General features: G+C 62.5%; 21 protein-coding genes and 5 pseudogenes. 17 read left to right on the forward strand and 9 right to left on the reverse strand.

The window, feature by feature from the left end; all coding sequences use genetic code 11:
• The 3 genes from pstS to pstA all read left to right on the forward strand — a co-directional run bounded on the left by pstS (position 1) and on the right by pstA (position 3091).
• Complete coding sequence (pstS, locus tag MJO58_RS27480) at positions 1–1167, forward strand: phosphate ABC transporter substrate-binding protein PstS (RefSeq protein ID WP_061559453.1); 1167 nt, start codon at positions 1–3, stop codon at positions 1165–1167.
• Complete coding sequence (gene pstC, locus MJO58_RS27485) at positions 1167–2210, forward strand: phosphate ABC transporter permease subunit PstC (protein ID WP_082811599.1); 1044 nt, start codon at positions 1167–1169, stop codon at positions 2208–2210. The genes pstS and pstC overlap by 1 nt, the downstream gene beginning before the upstream one ends.
• 71 nt (positions 2211–2281) lie before the next feature.
• Positions 2282–3091 carry a phosphate ABC transporter permease PstA gene (pstA, locus tag MJO58_RS27490; RefSeq protein WP_175364737.1) on the forward strand — a complete coding sequence of 270 codons (810 nt, stop codon included), beginning with the start codon at positions 2282–2284 and terminating at the stop codon, positions 3089–3091.
• 82 nt (positions 3092–3173) lie between these two features.
• Here the strand turns inward: pstA and MJO58_RS27495 are convergent, their stop codons facing one another.
• Positions 3174–3533, reverse strand: a complete 360-nt coding sequence (locus MJO58_RS27495; protein ID WP_061559456.1) for an Rv2640c family ArsR-like transcriptional regulator — start codon at positions 3531–3533, stop codon at positions 3174–3176.
• Between the two features lie 103 nt (positions 3534–3636).
• On the opposite strand from MJO58_RS27495, the gene MJO58_RS27500 reads away from it, so the two are divergent.
• The 7 genes and pseudogenes from MJO58_RS27500 to MJO58_RS27530 all read left to right on the forward strand — a co-directional run.
• Positions 3637–4119 carry an ArsI/CadI family heavy metal resistance metalloenzyme gene (locus MJO58_RS27500; RefSeq protein WP_061559457.1) on the forward strand — a complete coding sequence of 161 codons (483 nt, stop codon included), beginning with the start codon at positions 3637–3639 and terminating at the stop codon, positions 4117–4119.
• A gap of 126 nt (positions 4120–4245) precedes the next feature.
• Positions 4246–5490, forward strand: a complete 1245-nt coding sequence (locus MJO58_RS27505) for an MFS transporter (RefSeq protein ID WP_061559458.1) — start codon at positions 4246–4248, stop codon at positions 5488–5490.
• A 99-nt stretch (positions 5491–5589) separates the two neighbouring features.
• Complete coding sequence (locus MJO58_RS27510; protein WP_061559459.1) at positions 5590–5964, forward strand: ArsR/SmtB family transcription factor; 375 nt, start codon at positions 5590–5592, stop codon at positions 5962–5964.
• A pseudogene (arsB, locus tag MJO58_RS27515) lies at positions 5961–7068 on the forward strand (ACR3 family arsenite efflux transporter); the annotation flags it as partial. The gene MJO58_RS27510 and the pseudogene arsB, both read left to right, overlap by 4 nt.
• Positions 7069–7122: 54 nt before the next feature.
• On the forward strand, positions 7123–7734 hold the full coding sequence (locus MJO58_RS27520; RefSeq protein ID WP_420845456.1) for an arsenate reductase ArsC: 612 nt from the start codon (positions 7123–7125) through the stop codon (positions 7732–7734).
• 15 nt (positions 7735–7749) lie between these two features.
• Entirely contained in the window at positions 7750–8175 is a 426-nt protein-coding gene (locus MJO58_RS27525) for an arsenate-mycothiol transferase ArsC (RefSeq protein WP_061559462.1), read from the forward strand.
• Positions 8109–8687 (forward strand): annotated as a pseudogene (locus MJO58_RS27530) (transposase); the annotation flags it as partial. The gene MJO58_RS27525 and the pseudogene MJO58_RS27530, both read left to right, overlap by 67 nt.
• A 674-nt stretch (positions 8688–9361) precedes the next feature.
• On the opposite strand, the gene lpqS (MJO58_RS29025) reads toward MJO58_RS27530, so the two are convergent.
• Positions 9362–9727, reverse strand: coding sequence for a putative copper homeostasis (lipo)protein LpqS (lpqS, locus tag MJO58_RS29025; RefSeq protein WP_473143704.1), 366 nt, complete (start codon positions 9725–9727; stop codon positions 9362–9364).
• A gap of 39 nt (positions 9728–9766) precedes the next feature.
• Between lpqS (MJO58_RS29025) and MJO58_RS27535 the strand changes: the two genes are divergently transcribed.
• The 3 genes and pseudogenes from MJO58_RS27535 to MJO58_RS27545 all read left to right on the forward strand — a co-directional run.
• On the forward strand, positions 9767–10336 hold the full coding sequence (locus MJO58_RS27535) for a hypothetical protein (RefSeq protein ID WP_061559464.1): 570 nt from the start codon (positions 9767–9769) through the stop codon (positions 10334–10336).
• A 172-nt stretch (positions 10337–10508) separates the two neighbouring features.
• Positions 10509–10749: pseudogene (locus MJO58_RS27540) on the forward strand (SAM-dependent methyltransferase); the annotation flags it as partial.
• A 3-nt stretch (positions 10750–10752) separates the two neighbouring features.
• A pseudogene (locus tag MJO58_RS27545) lies at positions 10753–11310 on the forward strand (peptidase); the annotation flags it as partial.
• 180 nt (positions 11311–11490) lie between these two features.
• Here MJO58_RS27545 and MJO58_RS27550 read toward each other — a convergent pair.
• From MJO58_RS27550 to lpqS (MJO58_RS29030), 6 genes are all read right to left on the reverse strand, one after another.
• Positions 11491–11814: a DUF732 domain-containing protein gene (locus MJO58_RS27550; RefSeq protein WP_061559568.1), complete on the reverse strand. Its 324-nt coding sequence runs from the start codon at positions 11812–11814 to the stop codon at positions 11491–11493.
• A 46-nt stretch (positions 11815–11860) separates the two neighbouring features.
• Positions 11861–13240: a PPE family protein gene (locus MJO58_RS27555; RefSeq protein WP_061559569.1), complete on the reverse strand. Its 1380-nt coding sequence runs from the start codon at positions 13238–13240 to the stop codon at positions 11861–11863.
• A gap of 2 nt (positions 13241–13242) precedes the next feature.
• Positions 13243–14478, reverse strand: coding sequence for a PPE family protein (locus MJO58_RS27560; protein WP_061559570.1), 1236 nt, complete (start codon positions 14476–14478; stop codon positions 13243–13245).
• 360 nt (positions 14479–14838) lie between these two features.
• Positions 14839–15552, reverse strand: coding sequence for a DUF4396 domain-containing protein (locus MJO58_RS27565; protein ID WP_239723500.1), 714 nt, complete (start codon positions 15550–15552; stop codon positions 14839–14841).
• A 177-nt stretch (positions 15553–15729) separates the two neighbouring features.
• Positions 15730–16176 (reverse strand): hypothetical protein, encoded by a 447-nt coding sequence (locus MJO58_RS27570; protein WP_061559571.1) that lies wholly within the window; start codon positions 16174–16176, stop codon positions 15730–15732.
• 300 nt (positions 16177–16476) lie between these two features.
• Entirely contained in the window at positions 16477–17163 is a 687-nt protein-coding gene (gene lpqS, locus MJO58_RS29030) for a putative copper homeostasis (lipo)protein LpqS (protein ID WP_491562437.1), read from the reverse strand.
• 1296 nt (positions 17164–18459) lie between these two features.
• Between lpqS (MJO58_RS29030) and MJO58_RS27575 the strand changes: the two genes are divergently transcribed.
• The gene (locus tag MJO58_RS27575) at positions 18460–18663 is read left to right on the forward strand and encodes a hypothetical protein (protein WP_139043420.1); all 204 of its coding nucleotides are present in this window, start codon (positions 18460–18462) and stop codon (positions 18661–18663) included.
• 1431 nt (positions 18664–20094) lie between these two features.
• Here MJO58_RS27575 and MJO58_RS27585 read toward each other — a convergent pair.
• Positions 20095–21000, reverse strand: a pseudogene (locus MJO58_RS27585) (DUF1275 family protein).
• 1148 nt (positions 21001–22148) lie between these two features.
• Here MJO58_RS27585 and MJO58_RS27590 point away from each other — a divergent pair.
• From MJO58_RS27590 to MJO58_RS27600, 3 genes are all read left to right on the forward strand, one after another.
• Positions 22149–23630 (forward strand): neutral zinc metallopeptidase, encoded by a 1482-nt coding sequence (locus MJO58_RS27590; RefSeq protein ID WP_420845457.1) that lies wholly within the window; start codon positions 22149–22151, stop codon positions 23628–23630.
• Positions 23631–24182: 552 nt separating this feature from the next.
• Positions 24183–25121, forward strand: a complete 939-nt coding sequence (locus MJO58_RS27595) for a DUF4878 domain-containing protein (protein ID WP_175364750.1) — start codon at positions 24183–24185, stop codon at positions 25119–25121.
• Between the two features lie 387 nt (positions 25122–25508).
• Entirely contained in the window at positions 25509–26405 is an 897-nt protein-coding gene (locus MJO58_RS27600) for a DMT family transporter (protein ID WP_239723501.1), read from the forward strand.
• Positions 26406–26466: the final 61 nt, after the last annotated feature.

Consider the following 26466-nt stretch of genomic DNA (forward strand, 5'->3'; position numbering starts at 1 on the left):
ATGGTCACGAAAGCCCTCACGAGTGCGGCCACTACCGCACTTCTGGTCAGTGCCGTAGTCGCATGCGGAAGCACCAGCAATGTAGGCCAAAGCACCACCCAGGCCGCGCAGGACGGCCAGATCTGCGGCGCAAACGCGGCCGCCACACCCGACTATCCTTTGCCCATCAAGAAACTCGACGGAGCCGCGAACACGTTGTCGGGAGCGGGCTCTACATTTGTAGCCCCGGTGATGTCGATATGGACCAAGGACTACAGCACCTCCGACGGCGTGCAAGTCGCTTACCAATCAATCGGATCCGGTGGAGGCGTTCAGCAAATTAGCGCAGCCACAGTCGATTTCGGTGCGTCGGATACGCCGATGAAGGACAGTGAACTCGCCGCGGCGAAGGGCGGGCCCATCCTGCACATCCCGCTGGTGCTCGGTGCCGTCGTCCCCGCCTACAACGTCAAAGGCGTGGACAGCGGCCTGAAGTTCGACGGCGAAACGCTCGGTAAGATCTTCGCCGGGAAAATCACCAAATGGAACGACGACGCCCTCAAGGCGCTTAATCCCGGTGTCAACCTTCCCGACGAACCCATCGCGGTCGCACACCGTTCCGATGGGTCGGGCACTACCGCGGTATGGACCGATTACCTGACCAAGGAAAGCCCGACCTGGGTCCGTGCCCTGGGCGGATCCGACAAGAGCTTCGGAAAGGAAGTGGCCTGGCCTGTCGGGATCGGCGGTAAAGGCAACGAAGGCGTGTCAGGTGTTGTCAATCAGACCGAAGGTGGTCTGGGCTACGTCGAACTGGCCTATGCCATACAACAGAACCTCCGATACGGCCAGGTGAAGAACAAGGCCGGCAAATTCATTCAGGCGTGCACCGCCACCATCACCCAGGGCACCGTAGGCACGATTTACCCTCCGGATCTGCGCGCCAGCTTCACCGACGGTGCTGACCCGAATGCGTACCCGATCACCGGAACGACGTATGCGTTGGTGTACGTCAACCAACCTGATGCCGCCAAAGGTAAGGCGGTGGTCAACTTCTTCGCTTGGGTGCTGTCCAACGGCCAGGACGAGGTAGCGCGCGTCAACTACGCGCCGCTCGGAAAAGACTTGCAGCAGAGGGCCGTTGAACGGCTGAAAATGATCACGATTGCCGGAGCACCGCTGGGCTAATGACACGGGCGCGCAGCGCTGAAGAAGGTGGAGCGGCCCGTGCGACGAAGGCCTTCCTCCCCGATCGGCCCGTCAAACGCCACCTCCACTTCTCTGCGCGAAATCACCGAGGCGATGCGACGTTCCGATCCCTGACGGCGGGCGCTGCCGTCTTCGTGATGCTGACCCTGGCGGGAACCGCGCTCTACCTGATCCTTCAGGCCTGGCCGGCACTTACTCACTACGGCCCATTGGGATTTCTGACGTCCGACCGGTGGGCGCCGTCAGAGGCAACCCTTGAATCCAGAAACCCCAATCCGTACGGGATCTTGCAATTTGTCGTCGGAACGCTGGTGACTTCGGCCATCGCCCTGCTCATCGCCGTTCCCGTATCAATTGCGCTCGGGCTCTACATCACAGATGTGGCTCCCACACGAATGCGTCGATCGTTGTCGTCGCTAGTCGATCTGCTTGCCGCGATCCCCAGCGTCGTCTATGGATTCTGGGGCGTGTTCGCCTTGCTGCCTGTGATCACACCGATCGGCACCACACTGAGCCGGCTATCAGTGCTCCCCGTGATCGGCAGCATCTTCCGTGGTCCGTTCTTCGGCTACTCGGTGTTCTCGGCCAGCATCGTCCTAGCAATCATGGTCCTTCCGATCGTGACCGCCATCTGCCGCGAGGTATTTGCTACCGCCCCCGTGGCCGAAAAGGAGGCAGCACTCGGGCTCGGAGCCACCCGATGGGAAATGCTGCGACTCGCCGTGATTCCCCGCTCCCGCGCCGGCATCACCGGCGCCGCCATCTTGGGTCTCGGCCGCGCCTTCGGCGAAACCATCGCCGTCACGATGCTAATCGGCAACAACGTCCTGTCGCTCCCCAAAAGCATTCTCTCCCAAGGAGCTACCATGCCCAGCGTCATCGCCAACGAATTCACCGAAGCCAACCAGCCCTACCACCTCAACTCACTATTCGTCGTCGCCAGCGCGCTGCTGGCAGTGTCACTGTTGGTCAACTTCATCGGCAAGTGGGTCGTCAGCCGCGCGGGTGAACACATCGCATGATGGTCACCGCACCAACGCTCAGCATCGAAGCCGCACGTACCGGGCGCCGGCGCACATTCACGAACTGGGCGATGACCGCTCTTCTGACCGCCACGATGGCCGCCACCATCGCCGTATTGCTATGGGTCCTAGGCTATGTCGCCGCCGAAGGACTGAAGTACCTAGGGCCCGAATTTCTCACTCAAACTCCTCCGGGCAACCCTGCTCAGCCAGGTGGCGGATTCGTCAACGGCATCATCGGCAGCCTCATCATCGTGGGGATCGCGACCGTGCTGTCGATTCCGATCGGACTCGCCGCCGCCATCTACTTCGTCGAATACGGCGGCCGCCTCGCGAGGTATGCGCGGTTCGTGACCGACGTGATGGTCGGGATCCCAACCATCGTCACCGGCGCTTTCGTATACGCAGTCTGGGTCGTGCATTTCGGCTTTTCCGGCATCGCCGGTGGGATCGCCCTGGCCCTGATCATGCTCCCGCTGATCATCCGATCGGTCGAGGAAATGCTACGGCTCGTACCCAACGAGATTCGAGAGGCATCACTTGCGCTCGGAGTCACCCGGGCGCGCACGATTGTCGCGGTGGTTCTGCCCACCGCCAGCTCGGGCATCATCACCGGCATCATGCTCGCCGTCGCACGAGCAATGGGCGAGACGGCCCCACTGCTGTTGACGGCGTTAGGCAACGACCTCTTCACGGAACTCAACCCGGACAAACGGATGTCGACACTGTCGTTACAGATATTCGGCAACGCCATCACTGGCTTCAAAGCGGCTCAAGCACGGGCCTGGGCCGGCGCCCTGACGCTCGTTGTGTTGGTGCTTCTGTTCACCCTGGCAGCCAGGCTCATCGCTCGCCGTTCCACCATCAGCCAGGGACGCTGAGAACCGCAAAACCCTACAACGCCAAAGCTATTGGCATCCGCCGATGACCATGGACGCGGCTTTCTACCGAGATGGCACAACGTCAGCTACAGCAGTTTGGGTCGAGAACCGCGCAGAGGGCTGCCATCGCATCTCGATGGGGGCGGTGGTAGACGCTCATGCCGCGGCGATCCGATTCCACCAGCCCCGCCGTACGGAGTTGGCTGAGGTGGTGGCTGACGGTCGACTCGCTCAATTTGAGAACAGCCGCAAGATCACGTGTGTTCTGCTCGCGAGCAGACGAATTGAACAGCAGCGACATGATCTTGACCCGAGCCGGGTCGGCCAACGCCTTGAGCCGCAGAGCTACCCGTAACGCATCGTCATCACTCATCGGCCCAGCGGCCAGCGGCGAGCAACATACCGGCGCTGCGATGTCGATCACGGGCAGGGTTCTTGGCATCCCACCATTCTGCCACAGAGATTTGACATATATCAAAAAGGTGGCATCCTGGGGACGTCAGACGATTTCGATATATGTCTCACACCTATGGAGGTCCACTCTCATGTCGCGCGTCCAACTCGCCCTCAACGTCGATAACCTCGACGAGGCAATCTTGTTCTACTCCAAGCTCTTCAACATCCAGCCTGCGAAACGCAAGCCGGGGTACGCCAATTTCGCCGTCGCCGAGCCCCCACTGAAGCTCGTGCTCCTGGAGAACCCGGGACAAGGCGGCACGCTTAATCACCTCGGCGTCGAGGTCCAGTCCAGCGATACGGTGCATGAGGAGATCGCCCGCTTGCAGGGTGAGGGAATGTTCACCGACGAGGAGATCGGAACGACGTGCTGCTTCGCCACACAAGACAAGGTCTGGGTTACCGGACCGGGTGGCGAGAAGTGGGAGGTCTATACCGTGCTCGCCGATTCCGACACCTTCGGCACCAGCCCACAGCATTCGGAGGGCGGCACTGCCGAAGGTGGGGTCTGCTGCGGCGGCACAACCTCCGAGGAGACGGAGCAGGCGTCCCGCACGACATCGTGCTGCTGATCAGACAGATCGCGTGCTCGACCGGTTGCGCATCTGCAAGTGAGGGTGCGCAACCGTCTTGTACGGTCGAATCGGCGCACTTGCTCAGGCCATTTCGATCCAGTTTGCGGCAACCCCGACCCCGCCATGTCTGAAGAAGTTCAAACGCAGTCCCATCCAGCCAACGAGCGCGGTCTGCGTTGGACGCTAATTGCCTTGTGCCTGACCCAGATTACGAGTTGGGGCGTTTTGTACTACGCCTTTTCGGTGTTATCGGTCCGGATTTCTGCGCGAACTGGTTGGTCCCCTCCGGCAGTCACCGCGGCGTTCTCAGGAGCGTTGGTCACCTCGGCACTGGTCGGCGTCATCGTGGGTAGGTGGTTGGATCGACATGGCCCGCGTGGCGTTATGACCGCCGGTGCGGTGGCCGGCCCACTTGCAGTGGTGGGCGTTGCGCTAGCTCCGACGTTTCCGTGGTTCGTGGCCGCATGGGTGGCGGCAGGAGTGGCCATGGCCGCGGTGCTGTATCCGCCTGCGTTCGCGGCGTTGACGCGCTGGTTCGGCCCCCGCCACGTCGGCGCCCTGACGATTCTGACGCTTGTGGCGGGGCTTTCGAGTACGGTGTTTGCGCCGCTCACCGCCGCGCTGGCCGACCGACTTGATTGGCGCACAACCTATCTCGTTCTCGCGCTGCTATTGGCGGCCGTGACCATTCCGGCGCACTTCTTTGGCCTTCGCCAGCCATGGCCGGCGGCGCCGGGGGTACACGTCAGCGAACCACCCAGCCGAATCACACGGACTCGCCCGTTCGTTGCACTGGCAGTCGCGCTCACCTTGGCTGCCTTGGCCTCCTATTCGGTCATCGTCAACCTCGTGCCGCTGATGACTGAGCACGGTATCGACGCGCGCATGTCAGCCATGGCGCTCGGCCTGGGCGGCATTGGACAAGTGTTCGGCAGACTCGGCTACCGAACGCTGATCACCCGCTGCGGCATACGGGCGCGAGTGGCATCGATTTTGGCAGGAGTGGCGGTGACGACGGCACTACTGGGAATCTTCAGCTCGGTGGTGCCGCTGATCGTCGTGGCGATTCTCGCGGGCTTCGTGCGGGGCATCATGACCCTGCTACAAGCGACTGCCGTCACCGAACGTTGGGGCCATTCCCACTACGGACATCTGAACGGCGTCCTATCCGCCCCAATCACCTTGGCCACCGCGACCAGTCCGTGGATCGGTGCCGCCCTGGCGAGCTGGCTCGGCGGATACGGCTTGATGTTCATGGCGCTCGGCGCTTTCGGAGCTCTTGCAGCCGTCATCGGCTTGGCCAGTGTTCCCGCTCGCTCCGATGACAGCGATGTTCCACGTCTGTCGCCGAGCGCTCACGCGGATTAAACTTGCACGTGCGCCTGAGTCCATCGTCTGGCGCCGACGCCCGCTATCTCACTCCGTCCACGGCTTGCGTTTCAGTTCGATAAGCATCAATATAGATGGGTGTCTAAATCACGGCTTCCGCTTCCAGACGCGTCCGTGTGCGCGTACGCACCTTTAGTAACCGAGCCGCTCTCACCCGAGGCGGCCGCCGACATCGCGGCCAAGCTGAAAGCACTGGCTGATCCGATCCGACTGCGCCTATTCAGCATGGTGGCCAGCCGCGCGGGCGGCGAGGCATGCGTGTGCGACGTATCTGAGGGATTCGACGTAACCCAGCCGACCATCTCGCATCACCTCAAGGTCCTCAAGGATGCGGGGCTATTGACCTCCGAACGGCGCGCCTCTTGGGTGTACTACGCAGTCGTCCCGGAGGCATTGACGAACTTGTCGACGGTACTCAGAGTTGACGTTTCCGCGGCGAAGGCATCGGCATGACCACCACCCAGTCGCACGGTCATCCCGCCGTCGTCGAAAAGCTTTCGCTCCTGGACAGATTCCTGCCCGTCTGGATTGGCATCGCCATGGGCGCCGGCTTGTTGTTGGGCCGGCTCGTACCGGGGCTCAATACCGCTCTTGAGCGCGTCCAGGTCGACGGCATCTCGCTGCCCATCGCGCTTGGCCTGTTGATAATGATGTATCCGGTATTGGCCAAAGTCCGCTACGACAAGCTGGACTCGGTAACAGGCGACCGACGGTTACTGCTCAGCTCCCTGATTTTGAACTGGATACTCGGGCCCGCCGTGATGTTCGCCTTGGCGTGGCTTCTGCTACCCGATCTGCCCGAATACCGCACCGGATTGATCATCGTCGGCTTAGCGAGATGCATTGCGATGGTGATCATCTGGAACGACCTCGCCTGTGGAGACCGCGAGGCCGCAGCGGTCCTGGTTGCATTGAACTCGATTTTCCAGGTGGTGATGTTTGCAGTCCTGGGCTGGTTCTATCTGTCAGTCCTGCCGGGCTGGCTCGGCTTACCGCAGACCACAATCAGTACCTCCCCCTGGCAGATCGCCAAGTCGGTACTGATATTTCTTGGCATCCCTCTACTGGCCGGGTACCTATCGCGGCGTTTCGGCGAGAAGGCCAAGGGCCGGACCTGGTACGAAAACAGGTTTCTCACGGTTATCGGTCCTTGGGCCCTGTACGGCCTGCTATTCACTATCGTGATCCTCTTCGCCTTACAGGGCGATCAAATCACCAGCAGGCCATTCGATGTCGCCCGAATCGCTTTGCCGCTGCTGGCGTACTTCGCCATCATGTGGGGCGGTGGATACCTCTTGGGGGCCGCGCTCAACTTGGGCTATCAGCGCACAACCACGCTGGCTTTCACGGCTGCCGGCAACAACTTTGAACTCGCGATAGCAGTTGCGATCGCGACGTACGGGGCGACCTCCGGGCAAGCCCTCGCCGGGGTCGTCGGCCCTCTCATCGAAGTACCAGTGCTTGTCGGCCTCGTCTACGTCTCTCTGGCGTTGCGGCGACGTTTCGCCGCGGATGCTTCGAACGCCGCGCCGGCCAGCGGAGCACACCATGACCGATAGCTCGCCGTCACCCAGTACAGACCAGCTCGGGCATCAATCAGGCGACCAGCAACTGGCCCCGAAGGACGTTACGGATCGGCTCCACGCCGAGTTCGGCGAGCACGTCGGCCGCGACGATATCGAGCGGTCGCTGCGCTCCTATTGCGAACGATTCAACGGTCGCGCCATCGATGCGAAATCGCTAACCGCGCGAGCGGAACGGTGGACGCGCCAACGCCTCGCAGCACGCGTGCGTGTCAGCGGGCAACTCGTTGACACGCGCCCGACTGTCTTGTTCTTGTGCACGCATAACGCCGGGCGCTCACAGATGGCTCTCGGATTCTTCAATCACCTCGCGGGCGACCAGGCAGTGGCGTGGTCGGGCGGATCTGAACCCGGCGATCAAATTAACCCGTCCGCGGTGCAGGCCATGGCGGAAGTCGGTGTCGACATCACCCGTGAATTCCCCAAACCGTGGTCCGACGAAATCGTTCAGGCCGCCGATGTCGTCGTCAAGATGGGATGCGGCGACACGTGCCCCCTGTTTCCCGGCAAGCGTTACGAGGATTGGGAACTCGAGGATCCCGCCGGGCAAGGGGTCGAAGCCGTGCGTCCCATCCGCGATGAAATCGAAGAGCGTGTTCGCCGACTGCTGTCCGAACTAGGCATACAGTCGCAGCGGTAATCAAGGAGCAGAGCCATGAATGAAGCCAAGCCGCCCTCGGTGCTGTTCGTGTGCGTTAAGAACAGCGGGAAGTCGCAAATGGCGGCCGGCCTAATGCGCAAGCTCGCCGGTGACGCAGTTCTTGTTTACTCGGCCGGAACGAAGCCGGGCGAGGGCATCAACACCCTGTCCGCCGAGTCGCTGGCCGAAATCGAAGTCGACATCTCCGGCGAAAGACCCAAACCCATCGATCCAAACCTCCTTCAGAATGTCGACTTCGTGATCACGATTGGGCGCGAAGCCAAGGTCCAGCGCGCGCCCGGGATTACCGTCGAGAACTGGGACACCGACGAACCCTCCGAGCGCGGAATCGACGGCATCGAACGAATGCGCCTCGTACGCGACGACATCGCGACACGTGTTGCCGATCTCTTCAGCCGCATCCGAGCCGGCGCAACGTAGAGCCACAAGATCTGGCCGTCGCGATGGTGGCCCGGCTAGCCCAGGAGGTGATCAACCTCGACACCCGAAATCGCCGACACTGAGACAATGATCGGGGAGCGATTTCGCCGCCACCGGTACGCCGAAATCATCCTGAGCTTGCCCGGGTTCGGGGTCATTCTTGGCGCCGAATTCCTCGCCGCGACAGGGGGAAACATGAGCGCTTTCGACTCCGCCGATCGTTTGGCTGGTATCTGCGGGCTCGCACCGGTACCGCGTGATTCCGGGCGCATCAGCGCAACCTCAAACGCCCCCGCCTCAATCACCGACGACTCTTGCGCACCTGCTATCTTGCCGCTCAAAGTGCCGCCCGCACCGACCCCGCTTCCCGGGCCTACGAAGGCCGCAAACGTGCTGAGGGCAAACACCACCGACAAGCGGTCCTGGCCCTGGCCCGGCGACGCCTCAACGTCCTGTGGGCCATGCTGCGCGACCACACCACCTACCAAATCCCAACCGCCGCAGCGGCTTGATAAGCCCATTGAGAATCGATCCCGCCGTGTTCCTCCCGTATTACGGGCGGGGGGAGAGGGTGTTTGGGACATGGGCAGTCCGGATCGTTTGGGACGGTCGGGGTTGTTTGGGACGTTTAGGGCCTACGGGGCCTATGGGTCCACAGTTGAGGCCGACGATGCAGCCGCTCAGACTGGCCCCGGGTCTACCGTCGGCTGGACCTGCGGAAGGGGCCGGAGGTGTGGGCACTGGCGTCACGACGAACGCAGTTGTCGTCATTCTCGGTGTGCTTGGCAACTTGTCGTAGCCCACACCATTAAATCCGAACGCGAAAACAACTGCAGCCGCGCCACCGAACAGCGAGAGTGCTCTTCCGATTTCAGTTTTCATTAGATTCTCACTTCTCTATCGTTTTCTTCGTTTAGTCCCGCGGTCGTGCGCCGAGGCCAAGACCGGAGAGGAAATTTGCGCCCCAGCACGCGGGGCAACAGGTTCTGTGGTTGCGAGGGATCTTCCGCACGCGGTGGTGATCGTTCGGGTTCTTGATCGAAAGCTCATCCGACGATGAGCCAGCCACCACGAGCGTGGTCCGATCGCCGCTTCGACAGCGGGTTCTCCCTTTAAAGTGCGCCCTTGACAAGGTCATTGGTCACTGGCCGCAGTGGCCAATGCACAACGGCCTGACGCTGACCGATCAGCGACGCGCTAGACAGAACCGCGTCAAGATATCTCGACCCGAAAGGGCGACAGAGACGCCGCGGGGCGGGCCCCGCCTCCCGGGTGACACACCGTCGGTGACTGAGCCGACGGCGGTGGTCACTGCTACGCCGGACCCCAGCGTGACCAGAGCCGTGGCCGACAGTGGCAGCACCGCAATCGCGAACGCTTGGGGGCATTCCGGTGACGCGGTGCAGTCGGCAGCTGAATGGTCAGCGTTGACCGCGAATTCAGCGCTCAGGGATGCGTAAGAGGCGTGTGCTGAATTCGATTGAGAAGACTCAGACTGCACCAACCAACAACCGGCGACGCCGACGAGCACCCACACCGTGAGCAAGATCATCGTGACCGAGCGCGATCAAAGTGCCCAGGAGGTCATCACATGGCTAACCTCACCCGACGGGCGGCACTCGCTGCACTCGGCGCCAGCGCGGTGGCGGGTATCGGGTACGCGCTTCGCGGAGTCCTCGGTTCGCCCGTCCTGCGCGTTCGCCTAACCGACGGCGGCATGATGGGTGCCAGTCCGGCCGACATGAGCCTCTACATGGACATGTTCAACCGACACACCGAGATCACCCGCACGGTCGAGGAGATTCCCGGCGGCGTACGCACCAGCACCCAATCAAACGCCGCCGAGCTCACCGCCAAACTGCACGCACACGTATCGAGCATGTACTCCCACCTCAACCAGGGCTCCGAAGTCATGTGCATGAGCCAAAGCCTGCCAACACTATTCCGCAACGCCGGCAACTACCGCCGCCAGCTGACGCTGACGCCTACCGGCGTCGTCGCCGAGGAAACCTCCGACGATCCCATCCTCACCGACGCAATCCGCGCCCACGCTCGTGAAGTCACCGGCTTCGTACGCGACGGAATGCCCCCGATGATGCAAGGCATGATGGGCGGAATGATGGGACCTGGCGACATGATGGGCCCCCGCGGCCGACCATAATCGCCGGCAACGCTGCAGAATCTCACTGTTCTTGTTGGAGCGAAAGGCGGGCTCCTAGCCCCTAAATGGGGGCTGTCCTGAACAACCTGAATCGAACTCCAGATGCGGTCGCGCTGGTTGTCGACGACGCATGATGGGACTAGACGCCGAAGTTGCGGACAAGGGAGGCGGCGTGGCGAATCTGTCGGAGCTTCAACATCCGCGGTTTGCGCGGATGTATCAGCGGATAGCGCCGATTCCGAGATCCGTGGAACGGCCGAACACCGAGACCGGGCGCTGGCTGGGCTGAGCGGGCGTGTGATCAAAGTCGGCGCCGGCAACGGAATGAACTTCGCGCATTACCCCGGGACCGTGGCCGAGGTCGTGGCGGTCGAGCCAGATGATCACTGCGACGATTGGCCAAACGGGCCGCCGCTAACGAAGTGACGTTGTCGGCGCTGATGGAGCTGATGGGAAAGATCTTTTCGCCGAAGAATCGGCCAACGTTGTCCTACGGTGCGGCCAATTGTCCTGGTGCGAGGGCCGGCCCGCCGGCGTCTTACTGTCCGGCCACCAACACCATTATGGTCGATCTACCTGCCCTGGTGGCGATGGGGAAGCCCGCCGACATGACAGAGCATGCCCTGCCGCAAGGTGACGACACCGCCTTGTCGATCGTGATGTCGAGGTACGCCCTGGCGGTGCAGCATGAGCGCGGCCTGCCGATGCAGAGTCTGTGGACTGCGTTGCGGACCGCGTGCCTGACTGGTGTCGTGCATCGCAAGATGGCTGACCCGATCGAACTGCCTTCGCGCAAGACGCTTTTGCTGACCGCAGGTGACCTCGACAAGGCTGTGTCTGGGTTGCTCACCAACCATTTGGTGGCCAGCGACGTTGATGGTGTCAGCGTGCCGGCCGGTTTCACGCGGATAGCCGCGTTTCGTGCCGGCCTCGACGGTCGAACGGAAACGTGTTACACCCGGTACCCGGTATAGCGGGAGAAGGCCATTCGCAGGCGATTCCGATCCCAGCGCGCCCGGGGAGCAGCGATCTCCGAGACCGTGGACGAGGTCGACGGGCCACCACTGACCGGTGGCGGGTTGCCGACCGCCCGCTACATTCGGCCGGGATGCGCTGGAGCACCTCGAGCAGGCCGTCACCCGAAGCGCCTGGAGTCAGGCTTTGGAGAGTTGGTGTGGGCAATAGAATTTCGCCGAGATCAGCGCGAAGTCCGATGCCATCTCCATACTCATTCCGGGGTTGTGGTTTTTCACGTCGTGCACCAGCTCCAGGCCCGATTCGCCGTTGTTCAAGGATGAGCACACAGCTCTGCCGGCCGCGATGGCAGCACTTTCGCTGGAAAAGGTGAAGCCGGCTTGGCGCAGCGTAGCCAGGAAGGCCCCGTCGTCACCGTCGGGGTCGGGCACTGGTTCGGCGTACGCCGGCGCCGCGAAACCAATCATCGCGAACACACCGAGTACCGCGAATAGTCGCTTCATCAATTACCTTCTTTCGTGCTGCCACATCACTGAATTAGGTTGTTCCTCAACCTAATTGCGCATCTTCGGACGGGATGACCTTGGACTTGCCCTTCTTCAGATGCACCGCGTGGATACCCGGCTTCTTGGCCAGCTGCTCGAGCAGCGCGTCGAGACCTTTCTCATCGACGTTGTGATGCTGCACGGTTTCGGGCTTCTCCGAAATCTGTGCCACCAAACGTTTCAGGTGGTCCGGCGAGTTCTTATCTTTGAGGTCTTTGAGCGGTTTCATCCGGTTGCGGACGCTGGCGTTTACCACGGTGGGACCTCCGGCACCCATCGCGCTGCCCAGCATTCCCGCCATCCCTAACGAGCTGAACAGGCTTCCCTCGCTTAGCGCCGCCGCCGGGATGGCCTCCGGGCCGGCGGCGGTCAAGGCGGCGGCCACCGTCCTGATCGCCGGCGTCGACGAGGCCCAGCTGGGCGGAACCGTCAGCGATCCGACCAGCGTGCCCCGAGCGAAACCCGCCGTCGGCGAGATCGCGCCGAACAGGGTGCCCCGGGTGAAGCCCAACGCGCCCAGACCAGCGCCCAGCGCGTCCTTGGGGAGTGCGCCATACGCCACCGGAGGCGCGAACTTGAGCCACTGCGACACAGGGAAGTTGATCAGCAGCCCGATGTCGTTGAACCCGGTGGTAAAGCTAAGTGGGCCCTTGAGGCCGGTGTAGACGGCGTTAACCCACGCTGATCCGTTTGGCCCAAGGGCCGAGTTAAAGAGCCCGTTGATGAAGTTTGTGTACTCGGTGGCCAGCTGCGAGAGAAATTGCAGCGGGCCGCCCGCGGTCGCGCTGGCGGCGGCTGCGGCTGGCGCCGCGGCCGCTGCGGCTGGTGCGGCCGCCGCTTGCATCTCTGTGCCTGCGGGGTTGGTGGTCTGTGGCGCCTCGGTGAACGGCGTCAACTCGGACGCAGTTGCCGAGGAGGCGAAGTAGGTGTCCATCGCCTCGCCGTCCTGGGCCCACATTTCGGCGTATTGCGCCTCGGTGGTCGCGATCGCCCCGGTGTTCTGCCCGAAGAGGTTGGTCGCCATCAACTGCGTCAGCAGTTCACGGTTGGCCGTGATGAGCGGCGGCGGCACGTGCGCTGCGAATGCCGTCTCGTACGCGCCGGCCGCCTCCGTCAATTGGGCTGCCGTTTTGGCGGCCTGGGCCGCGGTTTGCTGCATCCACGCCACGTAGGGCGCGGCCGCGGCCGCCATGGCCAGCGACGACGGACCCACCCAGGCCCCGCTGGTCAGATTCGAAACCACCGACGAATAGGCGGTCGCCGCGGACTGCAATTCGGCGGCCAGGTTCTCCCAGGCCGTCGCCGCCGTCACCAACGACTCCGCTCCCGGACCGCTGTACATCCGGCCCGAATTGAACTCCGGTGGAAAGGCTGCGTAAAACATGTCTAGTCCTCCAGCTCCGGGATGACGATGATGGTGGCGGCGGCGGGGTCCGCTTCGGCGACGAGGCTGCCCAGGGCGGCTGCCGTCGCGGCATTGCTACTCACCGTGTGGGTCGAGGTGGCGGCGATGGCGCGACCGGCCAGGCTGGACAAAGCCATCTGGCTGAACGCGCCTTCCTCGCCGATCAGCGAGGCGGCCGGGACGGCCGCCAGGTTGGCGGGCAGCGACTGCGCGAGCATCCTGATGTTCGGGGCGGCTTCGGTCCAGCCCTGTGGCACCGACATGCTTCCGACCAAAGCCGACTTGCCCATCGAGCCCGTCACCGGCGCCCCGCCGACAGCAGAGCTCAGCATGGGGTGAACGGCGCTGGGCACCCTGGTCAGCGGTTCCAACGCCCCCTTGATGAATTTCGGCCCGGACAGATAGGCCGCGGCGCTCTGCCCGTTCTGGCCCCAGGCGTACGCCTGACCGAACGACAAGAACGGACCACCGGGTATGGAAGTTAAGCCCTGCAGGGAATACGGGCCGGAGGCGATGGTCGAGAAGATGTTGTTCCACGCGGTCAGGGCCGGCGGCACCGGCGGCAAGTTGATTGGTGACGTCGCCGCGGGCGCCGCGGCCGCCAGCTGGGACACCTGTGTCGCGGTATTGGTGCCCGACGAGGTGCTCGACTGGGCCACCGCGGCCGCCTGCATCCCCGAACCGGAGTCGTTCGTGGTCTGCGGCGGCTCGCTGAACGGCTGCAGCTGCGACGCCGTCGCCGACGAGCCGGCGTACCCGTACATCGCGGCGGCGTCTTGCGCCCACATCTCCATGTACTGGGCTTCGGTGGCCGCGATCGCCGGGGTGTTTTGGCCCAGGATGTTGGTGGCGATCAATGTCGCGAGCAGCGAGCGGTTGGCCGCGATGACGGGCGGCGGCACCGTCGCCACGAAGGCCGCCTCGTAGGCACCCGCGGCCAGCTTGGCCTGGGTGGCCGCCTGCTCGGCCTGCGCCCCCGTCGCGCTCATCCACTGCACATACGGTGTGGCCGCGGCCGCCATCGCGATCGAGGAGGGACCGGTCCAGGGCCCGACAGACAGGCTTTGAATTGTCGAGCCATACAGAGCCGCGGTCGAATAGAGCTCGGCGGCTAACTCGTCCCACGCCGCCGCGGCGGCCAGCAGCGGCCCCGATCCCGCACCGACATACATTCGACCGGAGTTGATCTCCGGCGGTAACGCCCCGAAGTCCAACATCTCATGCCCCCTCAACTGGTCGCAGCCGCGCCGGCGGCTTCACTGCTTGCGCAAGAATCCGAGCAATCGGCCCCCCGTAACGGTGTGCTGGGTCCCCCTGTAGAACGTTGTGTCGCCATAGATCTCGCGCCTGGCCGGGTATTTCTCCTCGGGGACCAGGTGGATCTCTGAGGGTGCCCCTCGTATGCGACCCGCCCAGCAGATGAAGGCTTCGCCGCACAGGAGGTGGCGTTGCCACCGGAAGGCCGCCGGTAGCGGTGTCGCTCGTTAAATCCGTTATGCGTAGCCATCTTTAGTGGTTCCGTCGGGTCGGATTAACGTCGACAGGCCGAAAATCTTCTGCCGCGCTGGGGTGTAGGCCTACCCAGTTCGCGAGGGGTCGGCGGTCCGGGTGGCCTGCACTGGTTCGGGCGCATTGCGGGCCAACAGCCGCCACACCATTGGGTAGGCGGTAGCAAAGCCTAGCCACATACCCACCCACATAAGCAGCCAGAACGCCGCTGTCGTGGGTCCGTAGTGCAGCACGAATGCCACCAAAACCATGATCGCACCCATACCCAGATCGAAAGCCAGGATCGCCAGCACCGAAATCCGCACCGCCATCTGGAGTCGCCGAGCCTTGGAAGGAATCTGATCAGCCAGGGAACGGTACTCGAAACCGATTAGCAGTGGCAGCGCGAACACCGCGATCAGCAGGATCATTGCCCAGACATGTTTGCCAGCGATTGTCCACCCGGTCCACATCACGAGGGGCACCGCAAGGGTGTGTCCGATGAATGACGCGGCCCCGCCCGCGATGGTCTGGGTGACCGCGGTTACCCCTAAACCCCATTGGGGCGACCGCTGTTGCTGTTCTTGCCATTTCGTTGTGAGGGGCCGACCCCACTTGTAGTAGGCCCACAGCGCCAGCGGGCCGGAATAGACGGCGGTGATCGGCCAAACGGCTTCCATCGCACGCTCCGGCTGGCGGTAACCACGCACATAAATGTCGACGATCATCATCGCGGCCACAACGAACCCCGTCCACGTGATAATCCAGCCGGCGATGGTGAGCCACGTCGGCGCTGTACCCATGGCCATATTCATATTCATATTCATGACGTCACCGCGTCCCTTCACCAACGGTGCTGGCGCCGATCGGATATCTGCGCGGCTTCGCGCCGGTCGTTGTGCGCTGGGGGTGAATAGCTTCTCCCGAGCGCAAGCTCACATTGAGCAGCATTTTCTTTATCCTCCTTTGATGGGTAGTTGTTAATCGTTGCGCGCAGGGGGTTCAGGCCACGCCGTACCCTGAAGGAGTCCGCAAGCCGAGCTGACGCTTCGGTAAGAGCAGCCCCGCGACAATGTGAAGCCGACGCCGCCGTGGCTATAGTCGTGCGCGATTGGCGCCCCTGGCTCGCGCACACCGGTGCTACGGAAAGGCCGCAGCTCCAACCGTATTGGGTCAACTGTCTCTAGCCGAGCTTTCTGCAGGATCGGCGTGAAGTCGGTGCAGCGCTTGAGGATCTCCCGTGTCGGCGGGTAGTTGTTGAGGGTGAGGTCGGTTTCGCATTCGCCGGGTTCGACCAATCCGTCGAGCAGAAGGTGGTCGTCGGCGCGTGGCGCGATGAAGACCACGTTACGGTGCTCGGTGCTCGTGTCGATTGCCAGCGCAGGGTCTACGGTCACACGAGGCATCGCGGTGCCATCGTCGAGCACCCACGGTCGGAGACCACGGTGACATTCCAGCGGTGAGGCGCCAGGACTAACGCGGCAGCGCATCCAGTTACCCCGGTGCCGATCACTGGGGCCCTTGGGGGTTCGGTTCGATATGTGCTGTCATGACCACACCGCCTGTCGCTTGTTAACGATCTGGGCTGCGAGGCAGCGAGTGCGTTGGAGGTTCCTCATGAAGTTCTCTTTTCTGCATCAAAATGCCGCGACGTTGTGCGGCGACGGATCTGAACATCGCCCACTGGCCGCGGTAACCGAGCACCACGGCCAGTGGGCGCAGATCGATCAGCGACGAGAGATGCAGAGGCGGGTCAGGATAGCTTGACCCGATTGATGGACGACAACATCAACGGGGCGGGGAGGGCCTCGCGTTGTCGACCGGACCGGCCCGGCCAGCGAAGCAACCATGGCCACAACCGTGACGATGAGGTCAAGCGCAACCAAATCGGGTATTCGGCATGCCAGCATTAGATGAGTACCGACCTTGAGTCCCACCGAACAGCAATCGACACCCGCGCTCGGCCTGTGCGGCGATTCAGCAACCATCGTTTTGCCAGCAGCGGTCAACACGGACCCGCCGTGAAGCGCGGGGTGTCCCGAATGGGGCAGGTGGCAACCAGCAGTAATACCGAGCAACCAAACACCGACCGCCGCGCTGGTTACGTATCGCAACCAGCGTTTTGGATGACGTTCCCGGGGGCGCATAGCTACCTTCACGCTAGCATTTCCGGGGGGGTATATGCCAGAGATCGCCGGCATAACAGCTGTCAGTCGGTCTGAAAAGACCGGACTTTCCAGGAAAAAGCGGCGACCGATGCCGCGCCGGGCGACGTTTGCCCAATCGATGAGGTACCTACTACCTGTAACGGGTATCAATGGCTGTACGTCATCGGCGGAGGCAACCGAGCGGCAGATCAGATCGCCTAGGGTGTCTTCATCGTCTGCCTCTTTTTTCGTTGGCCGTGCGTGCATCGCGTCGCTGATCGATGTGGCATGTCAGCGCGGTTGTCGCGTTCGGGGTGCGCGAAACTGCGGCCAGCGACACCCGGGGGCAAGTGCTGGTCGACGCGGACCCCCTCGGGCTAGCGCAAACCTCACCAGGGCGTCATCATTGTTAGCTTCACGCTAGCCGTCGCGAATCAATTCGATCGTCAGTTCCAGCGCGGGCCAGGTATGAGCCCTGGACTCCCCGATGGCTCCACTCGATGGCGGCGGCGTACGCCATTTGGTAGACACGGGACCAGCGGAGGTCAGTCTGTGCGCAGGGATGACGTTGCACACCAGACGTTTCAGTCGCTTGTTGTGTTACGCGAACTTGCTCCATTCGCGTTATCTCTTCATCCGAGACCGAAGGCCCGCCAGGATCAGCCACGCGGTAGATCTGGACCATTGACGAGATCCCAACGATGAGAACTGTTATGCCCACGATGGTATGCAGGAGAATCCGGGGCTTTTGGGATCCCTGTTCCGTGATGCGCAACATGACGAGGCCGATCACGATTGCCAGCAGGGCGGCCGAGAAGTGATCATTGTGCTGCCACGGGCGGCGAGTTGGTGCAAGAGAGGGCTGGGGTTGGCCGTCAAGTGGTAGAGCCAGAGCCCGGCGTTTGCGGTGATTAGCGCCAATATCATTGTGGCGCTTGCTAGTATTAGCGTGAGCCACAACGATTGGCTCGTCTAGCGGCCGGCCACAATCCGCACACGATCTCCAGCAGTGCGGTCAACGGCACGAGCGCCGCGACCAGGGAGGCCCTGTTCCCGGATGGCAATCGTCTCGCCCGGTAGCTAACTGCTTGGCAGAGTTGCGATTAGGTGTGACGCGAGACTTCCGCGGCTGGCAGAAGCTTCCTTGCGCGCACGCCCGCCGGTGATTGGACGGCGAACTCTCGCACTTACGATGGGTGGCGCGGTGGCCCGCAGGAAGGTCATCCACAACACGGTTGATTGCGTTGCGCGACGTGACCATTCCCGCGTAAGGGCGTCCTGCCGGCGTTGGCATGTGCGGATACACAGCGCGTCCGATATCGAAGCGCAGACCGATGACAGTGCCTGAAGCGAGTGGAACGAACATCGCGAGTACTGCGGCCCGTTTCAACCTAGCCATCTTGACTGGCGGTATTCCCGCAGCAGCGTAATGCGTTGCGGCGTTTGTCTTCGTCGGTCTCGCCGGACGCAAAGCCCTCCGAGAGTCCGTCTTGAGGCTGCATCGACTGGTCGTGGGGCGGACCGATTAGCCCCGGGTCGGCGATGGCAAGAACGGTCTGGGTCGTGGCCGCCGTCGAAAAACAACACGATGATGATGCACATCAAACAATCAAGCCGACGATCCACATCGAGCCGTTGCCGCACGTGCTGTTGTCATACATCGTGGTCGACGTGGAGTTTCGGGACCTTGCTCTCAATGGTGAACGGGGCCCGTACTACTTCGGGTTAGGCTTTTCGGACGGAGCGGCAGCCCGCTGGGTGTTTTAGGGCCGTTGGTCCCTACCCCGGCAGGGTATATGTGTGGCAGCGTCTAACGCATGACGCAAACTCCAGAAGCTAGGGAATCGATAAACGTGACTGGCCAGCCGAATTATGATGCGCGATCTGATCGGCCTAGTCGGCTGGGTCAGGCCGCTGCGTGGGTGGGCATCATTGCCGGTGTCGTGTTCATAGTGGCGGTGATCTTATTCTCGGGGTTCTTCTTGGGCTTATCCTCAGGCGGCCCGTACAGCTGGCATCGGGGTTCCAACGTCGGCCGTGACGTTAGCTGTCCGATGATGGGATCTGGAGGCATGATGGGACCTGGCGGCGGCATGATGGGACCCGGTGGAATGGGTCCGGGCGGACCGACGGGTCCTCAGCAAACCCCGAGCACGACGGCACCTACCATGCCGCGGCCCTAACGCTGAGCAAGAATAAACGGGCTCGGAGCAGAAGCCACCCGGATGCGGGGTCGCGCCACTGCCTCACAAACACTCGCTAGTTCCTTGACATCTCACCGCTGGCACGTGGCGGATGGCACGGTTCAAAACTGGGACTGGGATATTCGTTTGCGCCGCCGGGCACTCCGCACAGTTGGGCAATGGTGGCGGGTCAGCGTCGACGTATTAAGGAGTGGATCGCGTGTTGTGTCCCTGCGGTCGGGTCGCTATTGGTGTCGATGTCGTTGTGTCGCTTGATAAAAATGCCGCCACCGACTCCAGCCGCTACTGCCACGGTGGCGACACCGCCTACCAGTGCGGTCCGGGTTTTGATTCGAGAGCGTACCGATCGCTCCAATCCGCATGGGCGACTTTCTGCCCCCACGTCCTACCACCTACTCTTACAGGGTAATTCATTCAGGGGCTCTACGCTCGGTGGTGTGGTGACTAGAGGCGCGGGTGCACGAGTGGTGCTCGTCACGGTGGCCTTGCGACCAGGACCTGATCAAATGGGCGTGGAGCGACGAGCCGCTATTTCCTGACGGCAGCGCACTAAGCGTGAACGTGTCACTGATCCTGCCGGACTGCGATACCTACCGCGTCGACGTTCAACATTGCTGATTGTGTCGGGTCGTGTTCACCCGCCGCGACCATTGGCGCGGTGGCTCCGTTCACCGCAGCTGTGCTTACCGACCCCAGCAGCGCCGCGGCGATGTCTGCGCAGCGACGGCAACGCCCACACGAGTTGTGCAGATTGCCTAGTGTCTAGTGCCGCGGCGAATGTGACGCCCCAAGCGCGGGCGCACCGCAACGCCAGCCCGACGTCATCGTTCATCGTCTGGGATGAGCTGACTTATCACCTCATGATTTTCGCCGGGTGAGAGCATTGCCTCGGTGCCACCGAGAGGCCGGTGACTCTCAGCTCCAATGCGAGCATCAGTCTTGCCACGTCGTCGAGGCAGGTCGAATTCGCGGAGGCGTCCACCAAGGGGACCCGTCAACGGGATCTCTTTCGAAGTGCTCCTGCCAATGATCGGCTAGACCAGCGTTGGCTGCGTGACTGCTTCACAAAGACCTGACGGTTGCCATGGAAATGCGTGTAACCGGCGGTTAGCGAACAAATGATGGTGGCGACCGCCAGCATCTGGGACCCATTGGCAACCAGGCTAATACCTCCGCCGACCGAAGCGCCAACGATGAAACTTAGGTACAGCAGAAAGTATCCCAGCCACGCAGACGCGGAGCCGCCGTTGATGTGACGCTCGATACCCTGGCCCATCTTGACCAGCGTGCCGACCGCGTAGCTCAACGACCTCGCCGTCCTTCACAAAAGAAGTGTTGAGAGCACCAACTCCGAACGCAACAAAAAGATCGGCGTAAGTGAGAGCTCGCCTGTCGCCGACCATCCGTGTGTGGCAACGCAGACCACAGTGGCAGCGGCCAGTGACAAGGCGGTGAGTACCGTCGGGCCATGGGCGTGCTCCACCCAAAAGTGGCGCCGGCATAACGATGCAACAACCACGCCAACGACGAACGCCGCCAACAGCAATGACGCTGTCAGAGCCAGCCAGGGCTGATGGCGGAAGTACCCCAACGCCGCACGTTCGGTGTTGCCGGTCATGAACGTCACAAAGTATCCGGCGGAATGGGTAAATGCCGCGGCCCCAATCAACCCGGCCAACGCGGCCAGGACCCATGACAATCGCGTTTCGCTATCGAACATTTCGCGCATACGGCTAATTCTACAAAGCAGTCGGCTCCTGGCGGTGCGGGCGAGTAGCCCGCGGCTGGTTGCAACGCCATGTTGGCGCCAGCCACCGGCCCGTCGCGAGTGTCGGCGGACAGGGGCGTCCCCAGCTGTGGCGCGGTTGGATGTCGGCCACGAGCAAACCGCGAGCGACATCCTTATAGGCGAGTGCACATCTATGAAATTTGCTGCGCTAAAAGCTGTTTCGTGCTCGAAATCGTGTTGTTGTCTGCACTGAAGGTGACATCCGCTTGCGCAGCGGTCCGCGAACTTGGCCGCGGATCGGCGGAAGAGATTGAGCTGGAACGCATCTCACGTAGCTGAACATCGAAGTGCAGCAGTGTTCTGCGCTCACACTCGTTGCAGTGGGCATCGATTGACCAACGGCCGCGCCACCGTCCATCCGACAGTGTGGGCAGGGCGACTGTGCCCCTGCAATCCCATGGGTGCCCGGAGGCCTCGCAGGTCAGCTGGTGTGACCTTCACTGGCTTTAACGCCAGCCGCGCTTATTTATTACCCCGGTAGGGTATAAAGTCGTGTCCGCGGGGGACAGTCATGGTGGTGAGCGCCGATTGCCAGCGGCAAGTCCGGTCCCCATTTCGACACGCCGGCCGTGGACCTGGTACGCCTCAATTGTCACAGCGGTGTTTCAGTCATTGGATTGTTCCTCTGGTGTTCAACGTGATTAATGTGCCTGCGTGATCGCCATCGGAGGCGTCTCGTCTTGGCCGATACGCGTCGGCGAAACTCGGAAATCACCGTCATCGCGACGTCGGCCACCATCGCGCCGAGCAGCGGCCAAAACTCACCGTACAGGGGCGAACCGCCCAGACTCTGGCGCGGCGCCTGCCCATCGCGTGGGTTCTGTCGGGCTACATCCGGAGAGGACTTAGGTCCCTACCCCCGCAGGGTATAAGAGGTTAAGTTTGACGGTGATGAGGGCGACAGCCCTTGCATAGAAGGGAGAACATGATGAAGTCCCACAGCAAAACCGCGATCACACTGGCCGGCGGAGCAACCATTCTGGCCTTGGCGGTTGGATTCGGCGCAGGTGAATTGTCGAACAACACCACCACACCGATCGCAGACCCTGCCTCCAGCGTGACGCCGGCGCCCCCAGCGGATCCTTCTGCGCCGGCTACCAATAGCATTGTCCCCGATCCAAGTAACGGCGGGTGTATTCCGGGGTTGAATTGCGGCCCTATTAACCCGCCAAGGCCCACTCCCGCGAAACCGCAGCCGTGACCCAGGGATTCGTGTACACAACGTACCGATAATGTTCAGTCCGCTGCGCGGTCAGGTGATGGACGCTCACCCAGCCATGGGCTACGCGCGCCATGATTGTCCGGTTGGGGTGAAGGTGGCATTCGCCTGCGCTAGCACGGTATTGCTGGTAGCAGGATGCTCGACGGTCGTCGACGGGCGTGGGTTGTCGATGTTTGACAATCCATTCAGGGTGGGGGGACTGCTCGCGATTAACGGTCCGAGCGGGATTCGTTCCAACGCACCCGGTCCCACCGGCACGGTGGTCAACACCGACAACGGGAATATCGATAAGTTGTCGTTGCTATCGGTCAACGAGCTCGAGGAGTACTGGCAGGCAACTTACGGCGAATCACTGAGCGGCACTTTCGTCCGGGTTGGCACGCTAGTCTCCTACGACTCCACTGATCCGACGAGTCCGATGGTGTGCCGCAACAAGACCTACCAAGTCCTCAACGCCTTTTTCACCTCAGGGTGCAACTTTATCGCCTGGGATCGGAGGGGGTTCATGGCGGTTGTGCGGCAGTACTTTGGCGACATGTCTGTCACTGCTGTGTTAGCGCACGAGTACGGGCACGCCCTGCAGCAGATGGCGAAACTGGTGACGAGGAAAGACCCCACCCTCGTGCGTGAGCAGCAAGCCGATTGTTTCGCAGGTGTCTATCTGTTTTGGGTAGCTCAAGGTAAGTCGCCACGCTTCACGCTAAGTGCCGCTGACGGGCTCGACCACGTGCTGGCCGGGATCATCACCACGCGTGACCCCGTGATGGACTCCGATGCCGAAATGGATGACGAACATGGGTCGGCGTTGGATCGGATCAGTGCCTTTCAGATAGGTTTTCTCGGCGGCCCCTCGGCGTGCGCGGGTATTACTGTGAAGGAAATCGAGCAACGCCGCGGCAATCTGCCGACGATGTTGCGGGCCAAGCCCGGCGAAGCCCCGGAGACCGGTGAGGTTCCGATCAACGAAGTGACGTTGTCGGCGCTGATGGAGCTGATGGGAAAGATCTTTTCGCCGAAGAATCGGCCAACGTTGTCCTACGGTGCGGCCAATTGTCCTGGTGCGAGGGCCGGCCCGCCGGCGTCTTACTGTCCGGCCACCAACACCATTATGGTCGATCTACCTGCCCTGGTGGCGATGGGGAAGCCCGCCGACATGACAGAGCATGCCCTGCCGCAAGGTGACGACACCGCCTTGTCGATCGTGATGTCGAGGTACGCCCTGGCGGTGCAGCATGAGCGCGGCCTGCCGATGCAGAGTCTGTGGACTGCGTTGCGGACCGCGTGCCTGACTGGTGTCGTGCATCGCAAGATGGCTGACCCGATCGAACTGCCTTCGCGCAAGACGCTTTTGCTGACCGCAGGTGACCTCGACAAGGCTGTGTCTGGGTTGCTCACCAACCATTTGGTGGCCAGCGACGTTGATGGTGTCAGCGTGCCGGCCGGTTTCACGCGGATAGCCGCGTTTCGTGCCGGCCTCGACGGTCGAACGGAAACGTGTTACACCCGGTACCCGGTATAGCGGGAGAAGGCCATTCGCAGGCGATTCCGATCCCAGCGCGCCCGGGGAGCAGCGATCTCCGAGACCGCCGACCGGCCGCTGGATTCGGCCGGGATGTGCTGGAGCACCTCGTGCAGGCTGTCACCCGAAGCGCCTGGAGACACACGAGGCGAAAAGCCTGGGCAGCGGAGCCCTGTCACTTGCGGTCGCCTGCATCTGTCAAGACGATGCCGCTGGCGAACAACTGAAAAGATCACGAACAACACGGATTCAATGTCCTCGGAGGTTGCGGTGACCGATTGGTCGGGTGAGTGTTTCGACGACCCGGAGGCAAAACGCGGATCCAATCAGACCGACCAGGACCCGCCGGGCGGGATCGGGCCACGCCAACACGGTCCGAATGATCCCGCGCGGGATCTCGGGTCACTGGACGTGTCGCCGTCACTGCCGACCGGGCAACCGCGGCCGGTGCCCCCCGGCGCTGACCACCAGGTTGTGTCGGGTTCGCCTGCGTTTCGGTGGCCGCCGGTTCCCACGGCACGCACGAGCCGCAAACGGCTACTCATCGCAGTGATGAGCGCCGGCGCAATGCTGGTAGCGGTGGCAGTCGTTTTGGTCCTCACTGTGGCCGACCGGCACGACGGGCAGGCCGCCCGGTCAGCCGGCGATGCGGTCAGAAACTACCTGGAAGCACTCGCCCGTGGCGACGCCGAGACGGCCCTGTCCTATGGCACGGAGCAGCCCGCCATCACAGAATTCCTGAACAGCGACACCCTCAAAAAGCAAGTCGCGCAATGGCCAATCCACAATATTCGGATCCTGCACGACAACTCGACGGCACCCAACGCGGCATTGAGCATGGCTCATGTGCATGTGGTCGTCACCTTCGGTGATCAAACCTCAGATGCAACTTTGGATTTGAGAACGGACCACAACCGCTGGAAGCTGGCTTCGGCGGCGTTCAAGTTCACACCGGGCCTGGGTGCTTCGGTAGGCAACGTCGCCGCGAAAACACTCACGCTATTTGGCAAGCCCATTAGCGCGTCCACGGTTTATGTGTTTCCCGGGTGGATCGACATCGGCACCACCAACGCCTATTTGACGGTGACGGTCCAACCGCTTCTGCTCGACCAACTCACGCCCATGGCTCCATTCTGGGTCCATCCCACCTTCGCGCTGTCGGATAAGGGACGCGCCGCGGTGAGCGCGCAGCTGGCTATAGAGATGGCCAATTGTCAACAATCCAATCTGTTGGCACCTTGGGGCTGCCCGGTGCATCTCGGGTCCAGCGGCCTGGCCGAGGGTACCGCCGCCTGGGGGAGCGCCGACCTAAGCGCGGTCAAGCTCAACGATTTTGACCCTTACCGTCTGACCGTGACGTTCTCCGGTCAAGTCACCGTCCCGGTGACCGCAAGAACGTCGGCCGGGGCTACCAAGCAGGAGGATGTCATCGAATTCTTATCGGGGACTGCTGATATGGCCAAAATGCCGCCCGAACTCACCTTTCAGTAGACCAGGACCGCACCGCCATCACCGAACGCGCCAGCGACATGTCTGACCCGGCCGCGTTCACCGCGTGTTGTGTACAGCCGGGTTCGCTTCCGATGTGTACGGGTCATTTTTGTTCATGCGGCAGCGCTGGTGCGTGTCATCATCACACCGTGTTGGGCTCGGGCGGTGAGGGTGGTACGACACGAAAATCAGCACAGAGCGTGGCTGCCTCGATCACGAGCACACGACGCGCCAGCCGAGGTGGCGCCGAGACGATCGTGGTCGTGCCCACGCCGATGATCGCCGGCCTCTTGTTCTGCTGCCATACCCTGCAGTGGGCGTGCGCCGCTGCCGGCCTGACTGGGCACCCTCATCAGCCACGGTGGCTGGTCGCCGGTGGTGATATCCGTGGCTGACGCTTCGGTCGTCTCGGCGCGGCTGCGACCGCCGCGGCCAGGGAGGATGCTGATCGTGACTGCGGGCTGGGGCGCCTGTTTCGTGGGGATCCGCTATGGGCTAGTTGATGCTCCGATCTTGTGGTTCGCTGCGCTGCGGGCCCTGCTGGCTGGCGGGGTGTTGTTGGCGGTCGGTTGGTGTGGTCGGCGCCCGGCGCCACCGCGGTCGGCCTGGCCCGGCATCGTGGTCTTGGGGTTGGTCAATGTGAGTGTGGCGTTCGCTGCGATGTTCGCTGGCACCGCCGGAGTGGCTGGCGGCGTGGCGGCGGTACTGTCCAACGCGCAGCCAGTCCTGATCGTGCTACCCGCTTGGCTGCTGTATGGAGAGCGGCCACGGCCGCGGGCCATGGCGGGGCTGGTGGTCGGGTTCCTCGGGCTGATCGTGGCGGCAATTCCGGCCGGCACGGGCAGCGGCGCGTTGTCGGCACTAGCGGCGTCGGTGGCGATCACCGCTAGTACGCTGCTGGCGCGCCGACTGGGCGCCGGCGTTGACGTGGTGATGTTCTCAGCGTGGCAGTTGGTGTGCGGCGGTATCGCGTTAGCCAGCTGGGCCGCCGCGGTGGAGGGCGTGCCTGCCGTGTCGTGGACACCGCATTTTGTTGCGGCCCTGTTGTTTTTGGCCTTGGCCAGTACCGCGTTGCCCTACATGATCTGGTTCAGTGAGCTGCAGCGGGCACCGCTGGTGACGCTGAGCGCATGGACCATACTCACCCCGGTCTTCGGGGTCGCCTTCAGTTGGGTCCTGCTCAATGATCGGCTCACTGAGATGCAGGGCATCGGCCTGTGCCTCGTTCTGGCTGCGATGCCGATCATCCTGCTGCCTCATCGGCATGCGGACACCGGAAACTAAAGCTCCGGACTTCCGTCGCGCACACAGGGACTGGCACTGGTGTAGAAACATGCGGACCACC

The organism is Mycobacterium lentiflavum (genome assembly GCF_022374895.2).
In the GTDB taxonomy this organism is placed as follows: Bacteria; Actinomycetota; Actinomycetes; order Mycobacteriales; family Mycobacteriaceae; genus Mycobacterium; species Mycobacterium lentiflavum.

What these genes read in the sequence shown, in the direction of transcription:
- MJO58_RS27525 (WP_061559462.1), top strand. Translation starts at nt 7,750, where the DNA reads ATGAATGAAGCCAAGCCGCCCTCGGTGCTGTTCGTGTGCGTTAAGAAC.
- MJO58_RS27595 (WP_175364750.1), top strand. Translation starts at nt 24,183, where the DNA reads ATGAGCGCCGGCGCAATGCTGGTAGCGGTGGCAGTCGTTTTGGTCCTC.
- pstC (WP_082811599.1), top strand. Translation starts at nt 1,167, where the DNA reads ATGACACGGGCGCGCAGCGCTGAAGAAGGTGGAGCGGCCCGTGCGACG.
- MJO58_RS27565 (WP_239723500.1), bottom strand. Translation starts at nt 15,552, where the DNA reads ATGGGTACAGCGCCGACGTGGCTCACCATCGCCGGCTGGATTATCACG.
- pstS (WP_061559453.1), top strand. Translation starts at nt 1, where the DNA reads ATGGTCACGAAAGCCCTCACGAGTGCGGCCACTACCGCACTTCTGGTC.
- MJO58_RS27550 (WP_061559568.1), bottom strand. Translation starts at nt 11,814, where the DNA reads ATGAAGCGACTATTCGCGGTACTCGGTGTGTTCGCGATGATTGGTTTC.
- MJO58_RS27535 (WP_061559464.1), top strand. Translation starts at nt 9,767, where the DNA reads ATGGCTAACCTCACCCGACGGGCGGCACTCGCTGCACTCGGCGCCAGC.
- lpqS (WP_491562437.1), bottom strand. Translation starts at nt 17,163, where the DNA reads ATGCACGCACGGCCAACGAAAAAAGAGGCAGACGATGAAGACACCCTA.
- MJO58_RS27505 (WP_061559458.1), top strand. Translation starts at nt 4,246, where the DNA reads ATGTCTGAAGAAGTTCAAACGCAGTCCCATCCAGCCAACGAGCGCGGT.
- lpqS (WP_473143704.1), bottom strand. Translation starts at nt 9,727, where the DNA reads ATGATCTTGCTCACGGTGTGGGTGCTCGTCGGCGTCGCCGGTTGTTGG.
- MJO58_RS27590 (WP_420845457.1), top strand. Translation starts at nt 22,149, where the DNA reads ATGGACGCTCACCCAGCCATGGGCTACGCGCGCCATGATTGTCCGGTT.
- pstA (WP_175364737.1), top strand. Translation starts at nt 2,282, where the DNA reads ATGACCGCTCTTCTGACCGCCACGATGGCCGCCACCATCGCCGTATTG.
- MJO58_RS27555 (WP_061559569.1), bottom strand. Translation starts at nt 13,240, where the DNA reads ATGTTTTACGCAGCCTTTCCACCGGAGTTCAATTCGGGCCGGATGTAC.
- MJO58_RS27560 (WP_061559570.1), bottom strand. Translation starts at nt 14,478, where the DNA reads ATGTTGGACTTCGGGGCGTTACCGCCGGAGATCAACTCCGGTCGAATG.
- MJO58_RS27500 (WP_061559457.1), top strand. Translation starts at nt 3,637, where the DNA reads ATGTCGCGCGTCCAACTCGCCCTCAACGTCGATAACCTCGACGAGGCA.
- MJO58_RS27495 (WP_061559456.1), bottom strand. Translation starts at nt 3,533, where the DNA reads ATGCCAAGAACCCTGCCCGTGATCGACATCGCAGCGCCGGTATGTTGC.